At 63.6% G+C, this 18,171-nt stretch carries 20 protein-coding genes; 12 read left to right on the plus strand and 8 right to left on the minus strand.

From position 1 onward, the window contains the following. The first annotated feature begins 65 nt into the window (after window positions 1–65). Window positions 66–1,475 carry a siroheme synthase CysG gene (gene cysG, locus NEI07_RS06495; RefSeq protein WP_256033493.1) on the plus strand — a complete coding sequence of 470 codons (1,410 nt, stop codon included), beginning with the start codon at window positions 66–68 and terminating at the stop codon, window positions 1,473–1,475. Window positions 1,476–1,518: 43 nt separating this feature from the next. Beyond that, complete coding sequence (locus NEI07_RS06500; RefSeq protein WP_256033494.1) at window positions 1,519–3,069, plus strand: serine hydrolase; 1,551 nt, start codon at window positions 1,519–1,521, stop codon at window positions 3,067–3,069. Here the strand turns inward: NEI07_RS06500 and NEI07_RS06505 are convergent. From NEI07_RS06505 to NEI07_RS06515, 3 genes are all read right to left on the minus strand, one after another. Next, on the minus strand, window positions 3,045–3,761 hold the full coding sequence (locus tag NEI07_RS06505; protein ID WP_256033495.1) for a uroporphyrinogen-III synthase: 717 nt from the start codon (window positions 3,759–3,761) through the stop codon (window positions 3,045–3,047). The genes NEI07_RS06500 and NEI07_RS06505 overlap by 25 nt on opposite strands. After that, entirely contained in the window at window positions 3,758–4,687 is a 930-nt protein-coding gene (hemC, locus tag NEI07_RS06510) for a hydroxymethylbilane synthase (RefSeq protein ID WP_256033498.1), read from the minus strand. Before hemC ends, NEI07_RS06505 begins: the two co-directional genes overlap by 4 nt. 165 nt (window positions 4,688–4,852) lie before the next feature. Next, window positions 4,853–5,227: a hypothetical protein gene (locus NEI07_RS06515; protein WP_256033500.1), complete on the minus strand. Its 375-nt coding sequence runs from the start codon at window positions 5,225–5,227 to the stop codon at window positions 4,853–4,855. A gap of 358 nt (window positions 5,228–5,585) precedes the next feature. Here NEI07_RS06515 and tsaD point away from each other — a divergent pair, with 358 nt between their 5' ends. From tsaD to NEI07_RS06530, 3 genes are read left to right on the plus strand one after another with little or no spacing between them, the layout of a single operon-like run. Further along, entirely contained in the window at window positions 5,586–6,650 is a 1,065-nt protein-coding gene (tsaD, locus tag NEI07_RS06520; protein ID WP_256033501.1) for a tRNA (adenosine(37)-N6)-threonylcarbamoyltransferase complex transferase subunit TsaD, read from the plus strand. Window positions 6,651–6,692: 42 nt separating this feature from the next. Continuing rightward, entirely contained in the window at window positions 6,693–7,211 is a 519-nt protein-coding gene (locus NEI07_RS06525) for a phospholipase D-like domain-containing protein (RefSeq protein ID WP_256033503.1), read from the plus strand. Beyond that, on the plus strand, window positions 7,208–8,197 hold the full coding sequence (locus NEI07_RS06530; RefSeq protein ID WP_256033505.1) for an NAD(P)H-dependent glycerol-3-phosphate dehydrogenase: 990 nt from the start codon (window positions 7,208–7,210) through the stop codon (window positions 8,195–8,197). Before NEI07_RS06525 ends, NEI07_RS06530 begins: the two co-directional genes overlap by 4 nt. 7 nt (window positions 8,198–8,204) lie before the next feature. On the opposite strand, the gene NEI07_RS06535 is transcribed toward NEI07_RS06530, so the two are convergent. The 3 genes from NEI07_RS06535 to NEI07_RS06545 all read right to left on the minus strand — a co-directional run bounded on the left by NEI07_RS06535 (window position 8,205) and on the right by NEI07_RS06545 (window position 12,428). Continuing rightward, window positions 8,205–10,079, minus strand: coding sequence for a CHASE3 domain-containing protein (locus NEI07_RS06535; RefSeq protein ID WP_256033507.1), 1,875 nt, complete (start codon window positions 10,077–10,079; stop codon window positions 8,205–8,207). Window positions 10,080–10,140: 61 nt separating this feature from the next. After that, entirely contained in the window at window positions 10,141–11,973 is a 1,833-nt protein-coding gene (gene ilvD, locus NEI07_RS06540) for a dihydroxy-acid dehydratase (protein WP_256033509.1), read from the minus strand. A 197-nt stretch (window positions 11,974–12,170) separates the two neighbouring features. Next, entirely contained in the window at window positions 12,171–12,428 is a 258-nt protein-coding gene (locus NEI07_RS06545) for an acyl carrier protein (protein ID WP_256033511.1), read from the minus strand. A gap of 211 nt (window positions 12,429–12,639) precedes the next feature. Here NEI07_RS06545 and NEI07_RS06550 point away from each other — a divergent pair, with 211 nt between their 5' ends. The 6 genes from NEI07_RS06550 to NEI07_RS06575 all read left to right on the plus strand — a co-directional run bounded on the left by NEI07_RS06550 (window position 12,640) and on the right by NEI07_RS06575 (window position 15,846). Further along, window positions 12,640–13,410 carry a tetratricopeptide repeat protein gene (locus tag NEI07_RS06550; RefSeq protein ID WP_256033512.1) on the plus strand — a complete coding sequence of 257 codons (771 nt, stop codon included), beginning with the start codon at window positions 12,640–12,642 and terminating at the stop codon, window positions 13,408–13,410. 17 nt (window positions 13,411–13,427) lie between these two features. Then, the gene (locus NEI07_RS06555; RefSeq protein ID WP_256033514.1) at window positions 13,428–14,039 is read left to right on the plus strand and encodes a malonic semialdehyde reductase; all 612 of its coding nucleotides are present in this window, start codon (window positions 13,428–13,430) and stop codon (window positions 14,037–14,039) included. Window positions 14,040–14,051: 12 nt separating this feature from the next. Further along, complete coding sequence (locus tag NEI07_RS06560; RefSeq protein ID WP_256033516.1) at window positions 14,052–14,441, plus strand: DoxX family protein; 390 nt, start codon at window positions 14,052–14,054, stop codon at window positions 14,439–14,441. Between the two features lie 79 nt (window positions 14,442–14,520). After that, window positions 14,521–15,129 carry a CDP-diacylglycerol--glycerol-3-phosphate 3-phosphatidyltransferase gene (gene pgsA, locus NEI07_RS06565; RefSeq protein ID WP_256033518.1) on the plus strand — a complete coding sequence of 203 codons (609 nt, stop codon included), beginning with the start codon at window positions 14,521–14,523 and terminating at the stop codon, window positions 15,127–15,129. After that, window positions 15,126–15,377, plus strand: coding sequence for a molybdopterin converting factor subunit 1 (gene moaD / locus NEI07_RS06570; protein WP_256033519.1), 252 nt, complete (start codon window positions 15,126–15,128; stop codon window positions 15,375–15,377). The genes pgsA and moaD overlap by 4 nt, the downstream gene beginning before the upstream one ends. Before the next feature lies 1 nt (window position 15,378). Then, window positions 15,379–15,846 carry a molybdenum cofactor biosynthesis protein MoaE gene (locus NEI07_RS06575; RefSeq protein WP_256033521.1) on the plus strand — a complete coding sequence of 156 codons (468 nt, stop codon included), beginning with the start codon at window positions 15,379–15,381 and terminating at the stop codon, window positions 15,844–15,846. On the opposite strand, the gene NEI07_RS06580 is transcribed toward NEI07_RS06575, so the two are convergent. Further along, a complete protein-coding gene (locus tag NEI07_RS06580; protein ID WP_256033522.1) occupies window positions 15,843–16,421 on the minus strand; it encodes a Yip1 family protein in 579 nt (192 codons plus the stop codon). The genes NEI07_RS06575 and NEI07_RS06580 overlap by 4 nt on opposite strands. A 147-nt stretch (window positions 16,422–16,568) precedes the next feature. Between NEI07_RS06580 and NEI07_RS06585 the strand changes: the two genes are divergently transcribed. Then, window positions 16,569–17,552, plus strand: a complete 984-nt coding sequence (locus NEI07_RS06585; protein WP_256033524.1) for a putative bifunctional lysylphosphatidylglycerol flippase/synthetase — start codon at window positions 16,569–16,571, stop codon at window positions 17,550–17,552. A 54-nt stretch (window positions 17,553–17,606) separates the two neighbouring features. Here the strand turns inward: NEI07_RS06585 and sciP are convergent, their stop codons facing one another. Then, window positions 17,607–17,882 (minus strand): CtrA inhibitor SciP, encoded by a 276-nt coding sequence (sciP, locus tag NEI07_RS06590; protein ID WP_123176124.1) that lies wholly within the window; start codon window positions 17,880–17,882, stop codon window positions 17,607–17,609. Window positions 17,883–18,171 lie beyond the last annotated feature (289 nt).

An 18,171-nucleotide genomic window follows, 5' to 3' on the forward strand; every position in this document is an offset into this window, starting at 1 on the left:
CGCAAGCGTGCGGCGCCGGGTTAAAGCTCTTGCGTCGCGCCCGCTGGTCCTGCACCTAGGACGCCGTGACCCGCAAACCCGACGAAGTATCCGCCGATCTGATGCAGCCGCTGGCGACTCTGCCCGTGTTCTACGCGCTTGCCGGGCGGCGGGTGCTCGTCATCGGCGGTAGCGAAGCGGCCGCCTGGAAAGTCGACTTGGCGGCCGCGACGGGCGCGCGGGTCGACGTTTTTGCGCCTGCGCCCTGCGACAAGCTTCGCGAGATCGGAGCGGCGCGCGACAACGTCTCCATTCATAAGCGCGCCGTCGAGCCCAACGATTTCGCCGGCGCATCGATGGCGCTCGGCGCGGTCGAGGACGACTCGCTCGCGCGTCAGGCCCATCAGTGGGCGCGCGCGGCTGGCGTGCCGATCAATCTCGCCGATCGGCCTGCGCTCAGCGATTTCATTATGGGCGCCATCGTCAATCGCTCGCCGCTCGTGATCGGCGTTTCGACCGGCGGCGCATCGCCGGTTTTCGCCCAGGCGGTGCGCGGCCGGATCGAGACGCTGGTGCCCGCGACATTCCAGGCCTGGACGCGCGCGGCGCAGGCCTGGCGGCCGTTCGTGCGCGCGTCCGGACTCGACTTTCTGGCGCGCCGCGATTTCTGGCGCCGCTTCACGCGGCTCGCCTTCCGCGAAATCGAGCGCGCGCCGCATGAGGACGACCGCGCGGCGCTGATCGAAGAGGCGCGCGCCGGCGCCGAGGTTACGGCGCGCGGACGCGTCACGCTCGTCGGGGCAGGGCCCGGCGATCCGGAGCTGCTGACGCTGAAGGGCATGCGCGCGCTCGCCGGCGCCGATGTCGTGCTCTTCGACGATCTCGTTCCTGCGAGCATTCTCGATCTCGCTCGCCGCGAAGCGACACGCATCAACGTCGGCAAGCGCGGCTACGCGCCCTCGGTTCGCCAGGAAGAAATCAGCGCGCTGCTTGTCCAACTCGCGCGCGAAGGCAAGAACGTCGTGCGGCTGAAAGGCGGAGACCCGCTCATTTTCGGGCGCGCCAATGAGGAAATCGCCGCGTTGCGCGAAGCTGGCTTTTCGATCGAGATCGTGCCCGGCGTGACCGCCGCCTGCGCCGGCGGCGCTGCGATCGGCAAGTCGCTGACGAGCCGGGAGACAGCCCGGCGTTTGCAATTCATTACCGCGCACACGAAGGACGGCGAATTTCCCGAGGACTTCGATTGGGGCGCGCTCGCCGACGAACGCGCTACGACGGCTGTCTATATGGGCAACCGCACGCTGCCGGAATTGTCGCATCGTCTGCTGCAGGAGGGCATGTCTCACGATACGCCCGCCTTCCTCATTGAACGCGCTTCCACGTCGCATGAGCGGGTGGTCAAGGGCACCATCGCGGATTTGCCGGGTAAGGCGGCGGAACAGACCATCGTCGGGCCGGTGATGGTGCTGATCGGCTGGGCGCTAGCGGAGAAGTGATTCAGCGCTATTGTTTTCAATGAAGCGCGAGCGGAGAGCCAATATGCCTTTCACGAGACGATCCGCGCTGCTTGCGTCTGGGTTCGGCTTGCTGTCTCCCAAAGCGCTCGCCAAGGAGAATTCCAAACCGTCGCCCGTTCGCGAGCCGACCCAAAAACATCTGAACGAACTCAACGGGCTCGTCGTCGACGTCATGAGAAAAACCGGCGTGCCGGGAATGTCGGTCGCCGTCGTCTCGCCCGATCACGTGCTCTATTTGAAAGGTTTCGGCGTGCGCCGCGCCGGCGCGGCCGAACGCGTCGACCCCGACACGGTCTTCCAGCTCGCTTCGCTTTCCAAACCGCTCTCCACGACGGCTGTCGCGAGCCTCGTCGGTGACGGCGTCGTCTCTTGGGATCATCCGATCGCGCGGAGCCTGCCGGAGTTCGCGATGAGCGATCCTTGGGTCACGCGCGAGATCACGCTGCGCGACATGTTCTGCCATCGCAGCGGACTTCCCGACCATGCCGGCGATCTTGTCGAAGACATTGGCTACGACCGCAACGAAATCATTCGCCGGCTGCGCTACATCAAACCGGACACGAGCTTTCGCACGCATTACGCATACAACAATATGGGGTTTTCAGCGGCAGGTTTCGCGGCGGCGAAAGCGGCGGGCAAATCCTGGGAAGATATTTGCGACGAACATCTCTACAGGCCGCTTGGAATGGCGAACGCCAGCTCGCGCCACGCCGATTTCGTTGCGCGAAACAACCGCGCCTTCGGCCATGTGCGTCGTGGCGACAGATGGGTGGTCGGGGAACAGCGAAATCCCGACGCGCAGGCGCCGGCGGGCGGCGCGTCGGCGTCGGCGCGCGACATGGCGACATGGGTGCGGATGCAGCTCGGACGCGGCGCCCTCGACGGCCGCGAGATCGTCAAGCCGGAGGCGCTTGGCGAAACGCATTTCCCGCAGATCGCCACGGGACCCGCCCATGACCCGATGCGCGGGCCGACCTTTTACGGGCTCGGCTGGGATATCGACTATGGCGGTCCGGCGCGGGTGCGCTGGAGCCATTCGGGCGCATTCTCTCTCGGCGCCTCGACCTGCGTCTATGTCATGCCGGCGGAGCGGTTCGGCATCGTCGTGCTCAGCAATTCAGCGCCGGTCGGCGCGCCAGAAACGATTTGCCGCAGCTTCCTCGATATCGTTCTGACCGGGAAGATCGAACGGGACTGGTTCGCGCTCTTTAGCGAGGCTTTCGCGAAGATGGCGGTCCCGACGTATGGTCGGGACGCCGATTACGCAAAACCGCTCGCCAGCGCGCCGGCGCGCGCGTCGCGCGCGACATATGTCGGCGCCTACCGCAATGAGCTTTACGGACCCATCGGCGTCGTCGAAACGTCCGACGGACTCTCGCTGACGCTCGGCCCGACGCCCACGCCCTATCCGCTGCGTCACTATTCAGGCGACATTTTCACCTTTCAGCCTCCAGGAGAAAACGCCAGCGGGGTCAGTCCGGCAAGGTTTTCTCGAAGCGGCGGCGAGAAGGCGAGCGCCGTCGCCATCGACTATTTCAACGCGAACGGTCAGGGCGTTTTCGTGCGCAGCTGATTCCATAGAAGCGACAGCAGATGTTCTTCGTCCGGCTTTGTCGCGACGAGCGCCTCCAAGCCGCGGCGTCGAAGCGGCGCCGCGACATGTTCCGACAGCGCGACATGCGTCATGTCGCGCAACGCATCGGCGACGCCGGCGGCCTGCGCGTGCTGCAGGAAGATTTCGGCGCTGCGCCGGGAATAGTGCAGGGCGGCGGTGACGCGCCGCGCGCCGATGGCGGCTAAGGCCTCGGCGGTTAGCGATTGAGCCGCCCGCGCTTGGTATACTTCGACCGTTTGGATCTCATGGCCGGCGGCGCGCAGGCCCGCCTCCAGAATGTTCTGTCGGTCGCGCCCGGCCAGATAAAGGAAACGCGCCGGACGCTGATAGCGTTCGAGAAGAAGCGGAAGTATCGCTTCCGCGTTCCCGGCGACAATATCTGGTTGGAAGCCACGCGCGCGCGCCGCTTCGGCGGTTTTCTCGCCGACGGCGTGCAGCGGCGCCGCTCTGAGCGGGCGCGCATCGCCGGCGAATTCGACGCCTTTCGCGCTCGTCACGATGACGGCGTCATATTCACCGCAAGGAATGATCGCATCCGTGGCGACGAATTCCAGCACAGGAGAAATTACGGCGACGCACTCCAGCGCCTGCAGCTTTCGCGCCGTGCGCGCGGCGTCCTCAGCCGCGCGCAGCACCAGAACAGGCTTCACATAAGCCCCGCGACGCCATGCGGCAGGCGCAGCAGGATTTCCTTGCCGGCGTCCGCGCCGATCAGCGCGGCGTCAATCGCGAGGCCGTGGCGGCGCACGACATAGGCTTCCGCGCCGTCGGCCCTGAGCACTTCACCGACGAAGGAGAGTTCGGCGCCGTGAACCTGCGCATGGCCGGCGATCGGCGTGCGGCAGGAGCCATCGAGCGCCGCAAGGAAGGCGCGTTCGGCGGCGAGCGCGAAGCCGGTCGCTTCGTCGAAGAGCGGCGCGAGCAGATCGCGCGTGGCGTCGTCGCCGGCGCGCCGCGTGAGGCCAATCGCGCCCTGTCCGCAAGCGGGCGGAAACTCGTCCAAGGAAAGCAGCGCCGTCGCGCGATCGGCGAGACCCAACCGCTTCAATCCCGCGAGCGCGAGGAGGGTCGCGTCGATCTCTCCGTTCTCAACTTTCTTCAGACGTGTCTCGACATTGCCGCGAAGCAGCGTCGTCACAAGGTCGGGTCGCCGGCGCTTCACCTGCGCGGCGCGGCGCAGCGAGGCGGTTCCGACGACGGCGCCTGCGGGAAGCGCATCGAGCGCGAGACCGCCGCGCGATATCCAGGCGTCGCGCGCATCCTCTCGCGGCAGATAGCCGGCGATAACGATCTCGCTGGGTAAATGCGTCGGCAGGTCCTTCGAGGAATGCACGGCGAGATCGATCGCGCTGGCGATGAGCGCTGAATCGAGTTCCTTGGTGAAAAGCCCTTTCCCCCCTGATTCAGAGAGAGGCCGATCCTGGATCTGGTCGCCCGTCGTGCGGATGATCTCGATCGGGAAATCCGCTTCGCTTCCGCCATGCGCGTGCATCAACGCCGCGCGGACCATATGGGTCTGGGCGAGGGCGAGCGGACTGCCGCGCGTTCCAATGCGAAGGGGAGGGAAAGAAGTCATTATCCGCCAGCCGTTACCCGCGCGACTATAGGCGGGAGCGCGCGAAGGGCAAGCGGAAGCAGCGTGGCGATGGCATTCCTCGAAAAGCGAACGTCCGCTCGTGCGAGCGGACGTTCTGTTTAGCTCCACGAGCGTACTCTACGCGCCTCGCGGAATGCTAATTGATCACCACCAACCGCCAAACAGGCCGGCTCCGAGACCTGCGCCGAGGCCCAGACCAGCGCCGAGTCCTGCGCCAAGCAGGCCGCCGCCGCCATATCCGTAATAGCCGGGGGTTCCGCCCCAACCATAATAGCCCGGCCAAGCGGCGCCGTAATAGCCCGGCCGATAGCAGCGGGATCCCCAATAGGCGGGCCGCGCCGCATAACCCCAATAGGTGCGCACCGGACGCGCGTAACCCCAGTAGGTTCCGCCGCAGTGCCGATGCCAGCCATAATGAGCCCGGCAGTAGCGCGCTTCGGCCAGACTCGTGGAGCCGATCACGGCGGCCATTGCAATCGTGGACGTTAACGCCAAAGCCTTAATTTTGTTCGACGCCATTTTCACCTCCATACAGTTTAGACCGAGAGCAACCTCAACCGGGACGCTAATTACCTCTTCGCCTTAGCCATAATTCTACTCAGCTCAAGATATGTGCGTCGTTGGGGGAGCAACGATCTGCTGACCCAACTTGTATTAATCGAGATCGTGTCAAGAGGGACCCCAACGAATTCTAAGAAATTTAATGAAGCTATCTTTAGCGCTGCATTAGTATACGTCGATATTCACGACAGCTAAGAATTCTTGGCGTAAACCCTTTGCCAACCACAATTTTCCAACTTCCCGCCGTACGGCGGTATAAGCTTCGTTCCGCCGGTGAGGCGTTCAGCGGCGCGGCTTTCTTGCGCAGGGAGTTCGCATGCGCGTTTTGGGCATTGAAACCACTTGCGATGAGACCGCGGTCGCGGTCGTGTCCGAGCGGCTTGGCGGCGAAGGCGGAGAGATCCTCTCCAATGAGGTGTTGAGCCAGATCGCCCGCCACGCCGCCTATGGCGGCGTCGTTCCGGAAATCGCGGCAAGAGCCCATATCGATGTGCTCGACCGGCTGATCAGACGCGCGCTGGAGCGGGCCAAGACCGAGGCGAAGGACCTCGATGGCATCGCCGCCGCGGCTGGCCCGGGATTGATCGGCGGCGTTCTTGTCGGGCTCACGGCGGGGAAGGCTTTGGCGCTTGCCTTGGGCAAGCCCTTCATCGCCGTTAATCATCTGGAGGCCCACGCGCTGACCGCACGGCTCACAGACCGCCTGGACTTTCCCTTTCTGGCGCTCCTCATCTCCGGCGGGCACACGCAGATCGTCGCGGTGAAGGCCATCGGCGACTATCGCCGGCTTGGATCCACCGTCGACGACGCCGCCGGCGAGGCCTTCGACAAAGTCGCCAAAATGCTGGAGCTGCCATATCCTGGCGGGCCGCAAATCGAGAAGCTCGCGCTTGAAGGCGACGCGCGACGATTCGACTTTCCGCGGCCGATGCTTGGCCGCGAAGGGGCCGACTTTTCCTTGTCTGGCCTCAAGACCGCGGTGCGGCAGGAAATCCTTAGATTGCAGACGCTGAGCGAAACGGACGTCAGGGATCTTGCAGCCTCTTTCCAGGCTGCGATCGTCGACGTGATCGTGGATCGGGTGCGCTCCGGCGTGCGCCTCTTTACGGCAGGCGAGGGGCGAGCCCCGCAAGGCCTTGTGATCGGCGGCGGGGTCGCGGCCAACGGCGCCATTCGCCGCGCGCTCATGCGGCTTTGCGCCGAAAGCGGACTGCGGTTCATTTCGCCGCCAGCGGCGCTCTGCTCTGACAATGGCGCGATCATCGCCTGGACCGGTCTCGAGCGCTTAAAACGCGGATTGACCGATGACCTCGACTTTGCGCCGCGGCCGCGATGGCCGCTCGACGCCGCGCCGAGCCGTTCACACCACGGCAAGGCCTAGGGCGGTTCGATGCGGCTCCTTTTTTCAGCGGCGCTTGCGGCCATGACGCTTGCGCCAACGCCGCAGCCGGCCGGACTGCTCGCAGAAGAGCCGACCTTCGCGGGCGTGCGCGTGTTCTATGGACCCGGCGACGGTTTCGGCGCGGTCGACGGGCGGCTGATCAACGAGGCGCGCCGCTCGATCGACATGGCCGCCTATGTTCTGACCGACCGCTCTCTGACGGCGGCGCTCGGCCGCGCGGCCATGCGCGGCGTCAAGGTGCGGATCTATCTCGACGGCGAGGAAATGGGGCGCGGCGCGTCCGTGATCGAGGAAATCGCCGACGCCCCGAACGTCGAAGTGCGCCGCAAAGGCCGCTCGCGTGATCTGATGCATCTGAAATCGTATCAGGTGGACGGTCGCGTCTTGCGTAGCGGCTCCGCGAATTTCAGTGTCTCCGGCGAAGTTTATCAGGACAATGACTTGATCGTGATCGAGAGCCCACAGGCCGCAGCGCGGTTTCATCAGACTTTTGAAAGGCTGTGGTCGCGTTCGGACAATCAGCGGATCGGCATGCGATGACGCGCGCGACTGTCGCTGTTCTCGGCGCCGGCGCTTGGGGCGTCGCCCTCGCCAATGTCGCTGCGCAAGGCCGCGCGCGCGTGCCCTTATGGGCGCACGATCCTCAGGCCGCCGAAGCCCTGGCGCGCGACCGCGAGAACACGCGCCGGTTGCCGGGTCTGCCGCTTGCCGCCGCCGTCGCCCCGACAAGCGACATTTCCGTCATACGTGAGGCGGAAATCGTACTCGCCGTCACGCCGGCACAGGCGATCCGCATGACCGCGCGCGCCGCGCGGCCGCATATGCGCGAGCGCGCCGCCTTTGTGATTTGCGCCAAGGGGATCGAACGCGACCGGCGCAAGTTCCTGAGCGAAGTCGCGAAGGAAGAATTGCCCCAAGCCGATGTCGCCGTGCTCTCAGGACCAAGCTTTGCGGTGGACGTATGCAAAGGATTGCCGACGGCGGTGACTCTCGCGGCACATGATGAAGCGCTGGCCCGACGCTTGAGTGAAGAGCTTTCGACGAAGACGTTTCGGCTTTATCGCTCTACCGACGTGCGCGGCGTCGAGATCGGCGGCGCAGCGAAAAACGTTCTCGCCATCGCCGCAGGAATGAGCCACGGCCGCGGGCTCGGCGCGAGCGCGCAGGCGGCGCTCATCGCACGCGGATTTGCCGAGCTGATGCGTCTCGGGCGCGCGTTGGGCGCGCGTCAAGAGACGTTGATGGGTCTTTCAGGATTGGGCGATCTGGTGCTCACCTGCGGATCGGCGCAATCGCGCAACTTTGCGCTTGGCGAAGCGCTGGGGCAGGGAAAGTCGGTGGCAGACGCCACGCATGGCAAGCTGGCGGAGGGCGCCTTTACAGCGCGCGTCATGGTGGAAATGGCGCGCGCGCATGACGTCGAGCTGCCGATCGCCGAGGCCGTCGACGCTATTCTCTCCGCACGGCTGAGCGTCGACGGCGCCATCGAAGCGCTGCTGATGCGTCCACTCAAAGCCGAAGACTGACCGCCGGCTATCTGGAATCCAGAATCTCCCGCATCTTGACCGCAAGCTGCTCCAAGGTGAACGGCTTTGTGAGCAGCTTGACGTCTTGGTCGAGAACGCCATTGTGCACGATGGCGTTGCGCGTATAGCCGGTGATGAACAGAACGCGCAGGCTGTGTCTGCGAAACACCGCCTCGCGCGCGAGCCGGGCGCCGTCCATATCGGGCATAACCACATCCGTGACCATCAGCGCGATGTCGGCGCGACGGCGAATAATGTCGATCGCCTCGCGTCCGTTCTCGGCCTCCAGAACGGAGTAACCCAATTCCCGCACGCCCTGCGCGGTCACCCGGCGCGCCGTGTCGTCATCTTCGACGATGAGCACCAGTTCTTCCGGCCTTCCAAGCGGAAGTTCGAGAGGTCGGGGCGGCGGAAGCGGCAGTTCGGCGGGCGCTTCGACGTTATTGAAGCGCGGTAGATAGAGCTTGATGCAGGTTCCGCGTCCGGGTTCGGAATAGATTTTGACCTGGCCGCCAGATTGTTTGACGAATCCATGGACCTGCGAAAGGCCGAGTCCCGTACCCTTTCCTGCGGGCTTTGTGGTGAAGAACGGATCGAACGCCCGCGACAAGACCTCGGGCGGCATGCCTTGACCCGTGTCGGTCACGGCGATCATCACATATTGGCCTGGGTTCACTTCCATGTTTTCACTGGCGTAGGCGTCATCGAGATAGCAGTTGGCCGTCTCGATCGTCAGCTTGCCGCCATCCGGCATGGCGTCACGCGCATTGACCGCGAGATTGACGATGGCGCTTTCCAGTTCGTGCTGATCAATTTTTGTCGCCCACAGGCCGCCGGCGAGCACAGTTTCGAGTTCGATCTTCTCGCCGAGAGCTCGGCGCACCATGTCCGAAACGCTGGCGACGAATTTGTTGGGGTCGAGCGGGCGCGGCGACAAAGGCTGGCGGCGCGAGAATGCGAGGAGCCGGCGAACCATGGCGGTGGCGCGATCGGCGCCGTCCATCGCTGAATCGATCAGTTGAACGCAATCTTCCTTCGAGGTCGCAAGCTTTCGACGCAACAGATGCAGACTCGCGACGATGACGCCGAGCATATTGTTGAAGTCATGCGCGATGCCGCCGGTGAGATGGCCGAGCGCTTCTAGCTTTTGCGACTGCCGCAACTGCGACTCGAGCGCTTCGCGGCGCGTCGTTTCCCCGATCAGCTGGTCGTAGGCGGTCTTCAGCGAGTCGCGTGACATTTGCAGCGCGTGCATCTGCTTTTGCGCGTTGAGAAATGAGAATGCGCCAAGCGCGAAGATTATGCCGCCGATCGCCCAAACGGCCGCGTCGAATTCGCCGCCGGCCGCGCTGACTTCGCGCTCGCGCTTCTCGATCAGATTTTGCTCATTTTCAATCATCGTGTCGATGATGGCGTGGAGCCGGTCCATCAGCGCCTTTCCGCGCCCGGACTTGACGAGCTGCACGGCCTTGTCGATCTGGAGCGCGCGCATATCGGCGATCGCCTCATCGATGATCTGGACCCTTGCGCCAAGCAGCGGCCGCAATTCCGCGACAGCCGCGAGCTGCTGGGGATTGTCTCTTAGGCTCTCGGAAAGGCGATCGACGACGTGGGGCAGTTTGCGCACCGCTTCGGAGCTGGCGTCGAGATAGCGTTCGTCCTGGGTGATGATAAAACCGCGTTGACCGCTCTCGGCGGCCTGCAGCAGTCCATAAAGCTGATAAAGATCACTTTGCACTTGAACGGTGTGGCGCAGCCATGCGCCGGCTTCCCGCCGCTGCATTTCAGCGCGCACGGCCAAAAAGCTGGCGAGCGCAAGCACCGCGAATCCCAGCGCGATGCCAAACAGTCCAGAAGCGACGAATTTACGTGTCGGAGACATTTTGTTCCGGCGACTAAATGGACGCGCGCCACTCTACGACGCACGTCCTAAATGCGAAAGTTCAGGGGACTTGTCGCACTGCGCCTTTGGCCGCGCTCGTCGTCATTGAGGCGTAGGCGCGCAGCGCCGTCGTGATTTTTCGAGGCCGCGCCTTGGCCGGAGCGAAGCCTTTCGCGGACTGTTCGGCACGCCGCGTCGCCAGTTCGTCTTCGCTAACAGCCAGCGAAATCCGGCGCGCCGGAATGTCGATTTCAATCCTGTCGCCGTCCCGAACCAGGGCGATCGCGCCGCCCTCGGCCGCTTCCGGAGAGACGTGGCCGATCGAAAGCCCGGCCGTGCCGCCGGAAAATCTTCCGTCCGTCACCAGCGCGCATGCTTTGCCGAGTCCCTTCGATTTCAAATAGCTCGTCGGATAGAGCATTTCCTGCATGCCGGGTCCGCCGCGCGGGCCTTCGTAGCGGATGACGACCACCTCGCCAGCCTTTACGTCGCCCGTCAGAATGCCCGACACCGCCGCGTCCTGACTCTCATAGACCTTGGCGGGGCCGGCGAATTTCAAGATCGAATCGTCAACGCCGGCCGTTTTCACGATGCAGCCGTCAATGGCGAGATTGCCAGTGAGGACGGCGAGGCCGCCATCCTTGGAGAAGGCGTGGGCCGCATCGCGTATCGCGCCTTTTTCGCGGTCGACGTCGAGCTCCTTATATCGGCGCTCCTGACTGAACGCGACTTGCGTCGCAACTCCGCCCGGAGCGGCGCGAAAGAACGTGCGCGCGGTTTCGCTCTGCGTGACGGCGATGTCCCAGCGCGCCACCGCGTCGCTGACCGAAGGACTGTGGACGGTCGGAAGCTTGCCGTGCAGCAGACCGGCGCGCAGCAATTCTCCGAGGATGGCGATGACGCCGCCGGCGCGATGCACGTCCTCAAGATGAACGTCAGGAGCGGAGGGCGCGACCTTGCACAGCACCGGCACGCGCCGCGACAGCCGGTCGATGTCGGCCATCGTGAAATCGACCTGCGCCTCGTGCGCCGCCGCGAGAAGATGCAGCACGGTGTTGGTCGAGCCGCCCATGGCGATGTCGAGCGTGATGGCGTTCTCGAAAGCCTCAAAGGTCGCGATCGAACGCGGCAGCACGCTTTCGTCGTCCTGCTCATAGTAGCGGCGCGCGAGATCGACGATGAGATGGCCGGCTTCGACGAACAGGCGCCGGCGATCAACGTGAGTGGCGAGGGTCGAACCATTGCCCGGAAGCGACAGCCCCAGCGCCTCGGTCAGGCAGTTCATGCTGTTCGCCGTGAACATGCCCGAGCATGATCCGCAGGTCGGGCAGGCCGAGCGCTCGATCGTGGCGACGTCCGCTTCGCTGACCGTGTCGTCCACGCCGGCGACGATCGCATCGACAAGATCGAGCGCGTGCTCCTTGCCAGCGAGCACGACCTTGCCGGCCTCCATCGGACCGCCGGATACGAACACTGTCGGAATGTTGAGACGCAGCGCCGCCATCAGCATGCCCGGCGTGATCTTGTCGCAATTCGAGATGCAGACCAGCGCGTCGGCGCAATGCGCGTTGACCATGAATTCGACGCTATCGGCGATGAGATCGCGCGAGGGCAGGGAATAGAGCATCCCGTCGTGGCCCATAGCGATTCCGTCATCGATCGCGATGGTGTTGAATTCCTTCGCGACGCCGCCGGCCTTTTCGATTTCGGCGGCGACGAGCTGGCCGAGATCCTTCAAATGCACATGGCCTGGCACGAATTGGGTGAAGGAATTGGCGACCGCGATGATCGGCTTGCCGAAGTCCTCCTCCTTCATGCCTGTCGCGCGCCAGAGGCCGCGCGCGCCAGCCATGTTGCGGCCGTGGGTCGTCGTGCGTGAATGATAAGGAGGCATTGAACTCTCGCCGTCGCGAGGCTCGTCATTCGAGCCTTTCTAAAGACGACTATCGCAGCCAACGAACCGCCGCAACTGCGGTTAGAGCAGCCGAAGCCGCGGCTTTCGCGGCGTTTAGCCCTGCGCGTGCGCCGAGCAGGACACGGTCAGCGTGGGCGCGAGCTGTCGCGCCTGGCGTGACCTAAATCGCGCGCTGCTTAAGCGGCGCGGCGCTCCGCCGACGGCGCCAATTTGCTGACGCAATCTTGAATGGCGGCGATCGAAGCGAAGCTTTGCCGCCGGAGCATGGAGACTGGGAATTCGACGTCGAAGGCTTCTTCCAGCGCGAGCATCGTGCGGATGGCGGCGAAAGGCGTTAGCCCTGCGCTGTAGAGATCGTCCGAATCAGACAGATGTTCCACCGGGGTATGCAGACGGCCGTGCTCTTGCAGCAAACCGCGTATCTTATCAATCATCGATCCAACTCCAAGAGCGCCGTGGTTGAAGCGGGCTGCAGCGTTGTTGTCGCGATAAGCGCGAGGGTTTCCTAACAACCTTAACTAGCGCGCCAAGGATTCGGGCGCCTCGCCTGAACGCAGGATGAATTCGCCGTGCGTGGGTCGAGTCGTGGCTTACAAATGGTTAATCTAATTCTCGGCTCTGTGGCCGTTTCTGTTGAGCTGCGCTATGTTAGCCCCAATGCGAACGCCGCTGCTTCTTCCGTTAACGATCGTGATCTTTCTTGCGGCCCTGCCGGCCGGCTTCGCGCTGGCGCAGGCATCGGAGACGCCATCGATCGAATCATTTGGCGAGGAGGAGGGCAATTTCCTCTTCATCCCCGGAATTGGAAGGATTCCGCTGCCCCCTGGAACCCGCGCGCTCGGCCCTGGACAAGGCGGGCGCGATTTTGATCCAGAGCGGCGCGCGCCGGCCGCCGTAGCGCCGCCCCCGCCGCCAAAAGACCCCGACCAGCAGCGGGCCGAAGAGATGGCGCGGTTTTATCTTCGCCTGGAGCAGGCCCAAGACGAGCGGGAGGCGAAGGGCGTTTCGGCGGCGATCGTCAGCCGCTGGTCGCGTTCGGAATCGGACACGATCAACCTGCTTGCAGCGCGCGCCCTTGCGGCGGACGCGGCCGGCGCCCCGCCTCTCGCCCTGAAGCTTCTCGACTATGTGGTCGCGCTCTCGCCGCAATGGCCGGAGGGCTATGTTCAGCGCGCTAAGGTGCGGGCGGAGCAGGGGGACGACAGCGGCGCGATCGCGGACCTCGAGACTGCTGCGACGCTTGAGCCGAAACGTTTTGACGCGTTCGCCGCTCTTGGCGCGCTCAAGGAGAAGGCCGGCGACAAGAGAGGGGCGCTAGCGGCCTATCGGAAGTCGCTTGCGATCTCGCCCCAGCAGGAGTCGCTTCGCAAAGTCGAGGAGCGCCTGCATATTGACGTCGAGGGGCGCGACATCTGAACGCAGCGGGGAATGCGATGACGACGACCGAAAGGCACGCGGTGGGTCCGGTTGCGCCCGAAGCGCTGGAGCAGCTCTTTACGGGAGCGCGGACCCACAATGGCTGGCTTCCCAAAGAGGTGCCAGACAGCCTGCTCGAACTCGCCGTTGATTACGCGAAATGGGGCCCGACAAGCGCCAATTGCTCACCGATGCGCATCATCTTCGTGCGCTCGCCGGAGGCGAAGGCCCGGCTCGCGCCGGCGATGTCGGACGCCAATCGTCCGAAGACCATGGCCGCGCCCGCCACGGCGATCGTCGGCTATGATCTCGATTTCCCGGACAGTCTCCCACACCTTTATCCGGCGACGGACGCGCGCTCCTGGTTCGTCGGCAATGAGAAATTGATCGAAGAGACGGCCTTTCGCAATGGCTCGCTGCAGGGCGCCTATCTCCTTCTCGCGTTGCGCGCGGTGGGACTCGATTGCGGACCGATGAGCGGTTTCGACAGGGCGAAGGTCGATGCGGAATTCTTCCAAGGAACGCGGATAAAGTCGAATTTTCTGATCAACATCGGATACGGTGATCACGCAAAGCTCTATCCTCGCGGCCCGCGGCTCGCTTTTGAGGAAATCGCGAGGATTCTTTAGGAGGCCAATTCCATGACTCTGCGGATTATTCCCCAACGATTCGCCCCGCACGCGCAGGGACTGCTGCGCATCGCCGCCGCTTTGCTGTTCATGCAGCACGGCGCGGCCAAGCTCTTTGGCGTCCCACATGTCGCGATGTTCGACAATTTGAAGCTGTTCTCGCTTTTGGGCGCGGCCGGGATCCTTGAGCTCGTCGGCGGAATGCTGCTGCTGCTCGGCTTCTTCACCCGGCCTGTCGCCTTTATTCTCTCGGGCCAGATGGCGGTCGCTTATTTCTTTTTCCACGCCGGCCAGGATTTGTGGCCGCTCCTCAACAAGGGCGAGCTCGCCGCGCTCTACTGCTTCGTATTTCTGTTCTTTGCAGCGGCAGGACCCGGCGCCTTCGCGCTCGACCGCGAATAACGCCGCATTTCGCAAGCGATTCCCGGCGGCGACGCCCTTTCTATTGACATTGGGGACGGGGGACATATTCCCTTGCGGTATGTCCCAGACGGCCCTCACCGCCAAGCGTCGGTCTCAAGCTTTGGCGCTGCCTAATCTGCTGACCTATGGCCGAATGGCCGCCGTCCCGGTGGTGGCGGGGCTGCTTCTGGGCTTTACGGAGCACTGGGCGCGGTGGGCCGCGCTTGGCATTTTCATCGCCGCCGGGGTGACGGACTTTCTCGACGGCTATTTCGCGAGAATCTGGCAGCAGCAGTCGCCGCTCGGGCGGATGCTGGACCCCATCGCGGACAAGTTGCTCGTCGCGACGACCCTGATGGCGCTTGTCGCCGATCGAACGGTCGCCGGCTGGACGATTTGGGCGGCGATCATCATCCTGTGTCGCGAAATCCTGGTGTCCGGTTTGCGGGAACACTTGGCCGAACTCAAGGTGCGCTTGCCCGTCTCCGCGATCGCCAAATGGAAAACCGCGGCGCAGCTCGTGGCGCTCGGCTTCCTGATCGCCGGACCGGCCGGCGAAGTCGTTCTCTCCGGCACGGTAAAGATCGGCGCGGCGCTCTTATGGGCCGCGGCGATTCTGACGCTTTATACCGGGTTCGACTACCTGCAGTCGGCGTGGAACCATTTCGGAGAAGACGAGGGGACATGAAGGCGCTGTATTTCGCTTGGGTGCGCGAGCGCATCGGTCTGGCGGAAGAGGAGATCGCGCCGCCGGGTGACGTGGTCACGGTCCGTGAGCTGATCGAATGGCTGTCCGCGCGGGACGAGGGATATGCGGCCGCTTTCGCCAACCCGGCGACGATTCGCGCGGCCCTCGACAAGACGCATGCGGCGCCTGACGCGCCAATCGGCGCCGCAAGGGAGATTGCATTCTTCCCGCCGATGACGGGCGGCTGAGATGGCGCCGCAGCCGAGTCCGGCGGTGCGCGTGCAGGCGGAAGATTTCGACCTTGGGCGGGAACAGGCGCTGCTGACGCGCGGGCGGCGAGACATCGGCGCGCTCGTCAGCTTCGTGGGCCTGTGCAGGGACGAGGACGGCGCGCTCGAGGCTTTGGAGCTCGAACATTATCCCGGAATGGCCGAGGCCGAGATCCGTCGCGTCGCCGACGAAGCGCTCGAACGATGGCCTTTGCAGGGATTGACCGTCATTCACCGCTTCGGCCGCATCCAACCAGGCGAGCAGATCGTCCTGGTGCTCGCGGCGGCGCGCCACCGCGCTGACGCTTTCGCCGCCGCGGCGTTTCTGATGGATTTTCTTAAAACCCGCGCGCCCTTCTGGAAAAAGGAGCGCCGCGCGGATGGCGCGCCCGGCGACTGGGTCAGCGCGAAATCCGAGGACGATGCGGCTGCGGACCGTTGGCGCTAGATCAACTGCTGCGGCGCGATGAGATGCGTCAGCCAGCCGTGCAGCGCGACGGTCGCGACGACGAGAAACAGCGTCGCGAGGGTGAAGACGTCGAGATTTTCCTTTGGCACGCGTATCATCGTCGGCAGGCCGACGGAAAAGACATAGATTCCATAGAAGCCGAGCACGTCCAGCCATCGAAGGCCGGGTATCAGGCCAAATAGAGAGGCGAGCCCGACCGGCGTGTAGGAATAGGCGGTCAGCATCAGGGCGCGGCGGTCGTCGGTCTTCCCTTCGAAATGCGGCGCAATGGCCGATATGACGAAGGCGACGATAAAAAACGCCGGCAGGCTCAATAGATATTGAACGAAGGCGCGGTAAAGCCCGCCCGCGAACGTCGGGTGCATGATTCCTTGCGAGCCATAGGAAAAGCCGAAAAGCCACGAACCGAAGAAGCTCGCGAACGGCGGAAGAAGCGCCAATATCGCAATATAATTGCGGTAAAAATCGAAGACGGACGTCTCCTCTTCCGAGATCTTTGCCCATTCGGCCTGCGGGGCCAGGATTAAGCCTTTGATCCGAGGTAGCAACTGCATGTCGGCCTCCATTGATTCGCCGCAAGCGCTCATTACCGAGGCGGCATGGAGCGGGGCTTGCGGGCGCCGGGTCCTCCATGCGAGGGAGAGTGCGGCCTGCTGCGGCCGGTTCGATGATCGACGGTGAAATCTAACGCGACGGGCCGCATGAGAAAACTGCTGGAATATTTTTGGCCGGTCGTCGGCCTTGTCGCGGTCGTCGCCTCGTTTTTTCTTCTCTATCACGAATTCAAAGGAGAGTCGGTCGGCGCCGAGGTTTGGGCCAATCTCCGGGCCATTCCGACAAGCCGCTATCTGCTTGCTGGGGTATCGACGCTTGTCGCTTATGCGGCGCTCGCCTGGTACGATCGCATCGCGCTGCTGCACTTAGGCGTCAAACACATCAATTGGCTGTTTATCTCGGTCTGTTCGTTCACGACCTACGCCTTGTCGCACAACATCGGCGCAAGCGTTTTCTCGGGCGCCATGGTGCGTTATCGCGCCTATTCCACCAAGGGGCTGACAGCGACGCAGGTCGCCACGCTGGTGGTGTTGTGCTCGTACACGTTCGGCTTCGGCAATGTGCTGCTCGCCGGCCTTTTGCTGACCTACGACCCGGCGATCATGCAAAGGCTGTCGGGCTTCCTTCCCGACATACTTACAAACCCGAACACAGCGCTCGTCGTCGGTTTGTCCTGCCTGGCCTTCGTCGTTCTCTACATTCTCGGATCGCTCATGCATTTCCGGGCGATCCGGCTGTTCGGGCGTTTCGAAATTCTCTATCCGCGCCCCGGCATCATGCTGCGCCAGCTCTTCGCGGCTCCCCTGGAGCTCATCGGCGCCGCCGGCATCATCTATTTCGCGCTGCCGGAGCAGGGCAATCCTGGCTTTCTCGTCGTGCTCGGCGCGTTTCTCTTGTCCTTTTCGGCGGCTTTGGTGTCCCATGCGCCCGGCGGGCTCGGCGTCTTCGAGCTGCTGTTCATCAACGTCATGCCAGATGTGCCGCGGCTGAAGGTCCTCGCAGCGCTGCTCGTCTGGCGACTCTTCTATCTCATCTTCCCGCTGCTGATCGCGCTCGTCGTCGTCGCCCTCTTCGAGCGCAAGAAACTCGTCGAGCGCTGGCGCGGGATAGAGAAACAAACCGCAAAATAAGAACGCCGGCCATCTCTGACCGGCGCGGCGATGCTGTTGCGTCTGTCGCGGCGCTTACATGCGATATTGCTGGAGTCGCGTGGTCCGAAGTCCGGCGAGTCCGTGCTGGTCGATCGACATCTGCCAGCTCAGGAATTCGTCCACCGTCAGCGTATAGCGCGTGCAGGCTTCGTCGAGAGAGAGCAGGCCGCCGCGCACCGCCGCCACCACTTCCGCCTTACGCCGTATCACCCAGCGTTTGGTCGAAGCGGGGGGTAAATCCGCAATGGTCAGCGGACTGCCATCGGGACCGATGACATATTTGACACGGGGACGGTGCGTCTCGGTCATCTCACTCACTCGCTACTCAAACAGCCACGTTGTAGCGTCTTTATAGAGGCGTCGCTTTAAGAATTGCCTAAACGGGTAGCCTCTATAAGCAATGGAAAATAAACTAAATTTTAGGAATATGCGGCGTTCAGAGACTTGGCGCGCCGACCGGGCAACCGCCAATACCAGAGCGGCGTTCCGCTTTTGCCTGGGTTTGCTTGCATCGAGCGTCTTGCGCTGACCCGGCAAGGTTAGCGTCTCCAGCATCGACCGTATTGAATTGGCGAAGCGCTAAAAACGCGTCGTTAAC

The sequence above is a fragment of the Methylocystis suflitae genome (assembly GCF_024448135.1).
Lineage (GTDB): Bacteria > Pseudomonadota > Alphaproteobacteria > Rhizobiales > Beijerinckiaceae > Methylocystis > Methylocystis suflitae.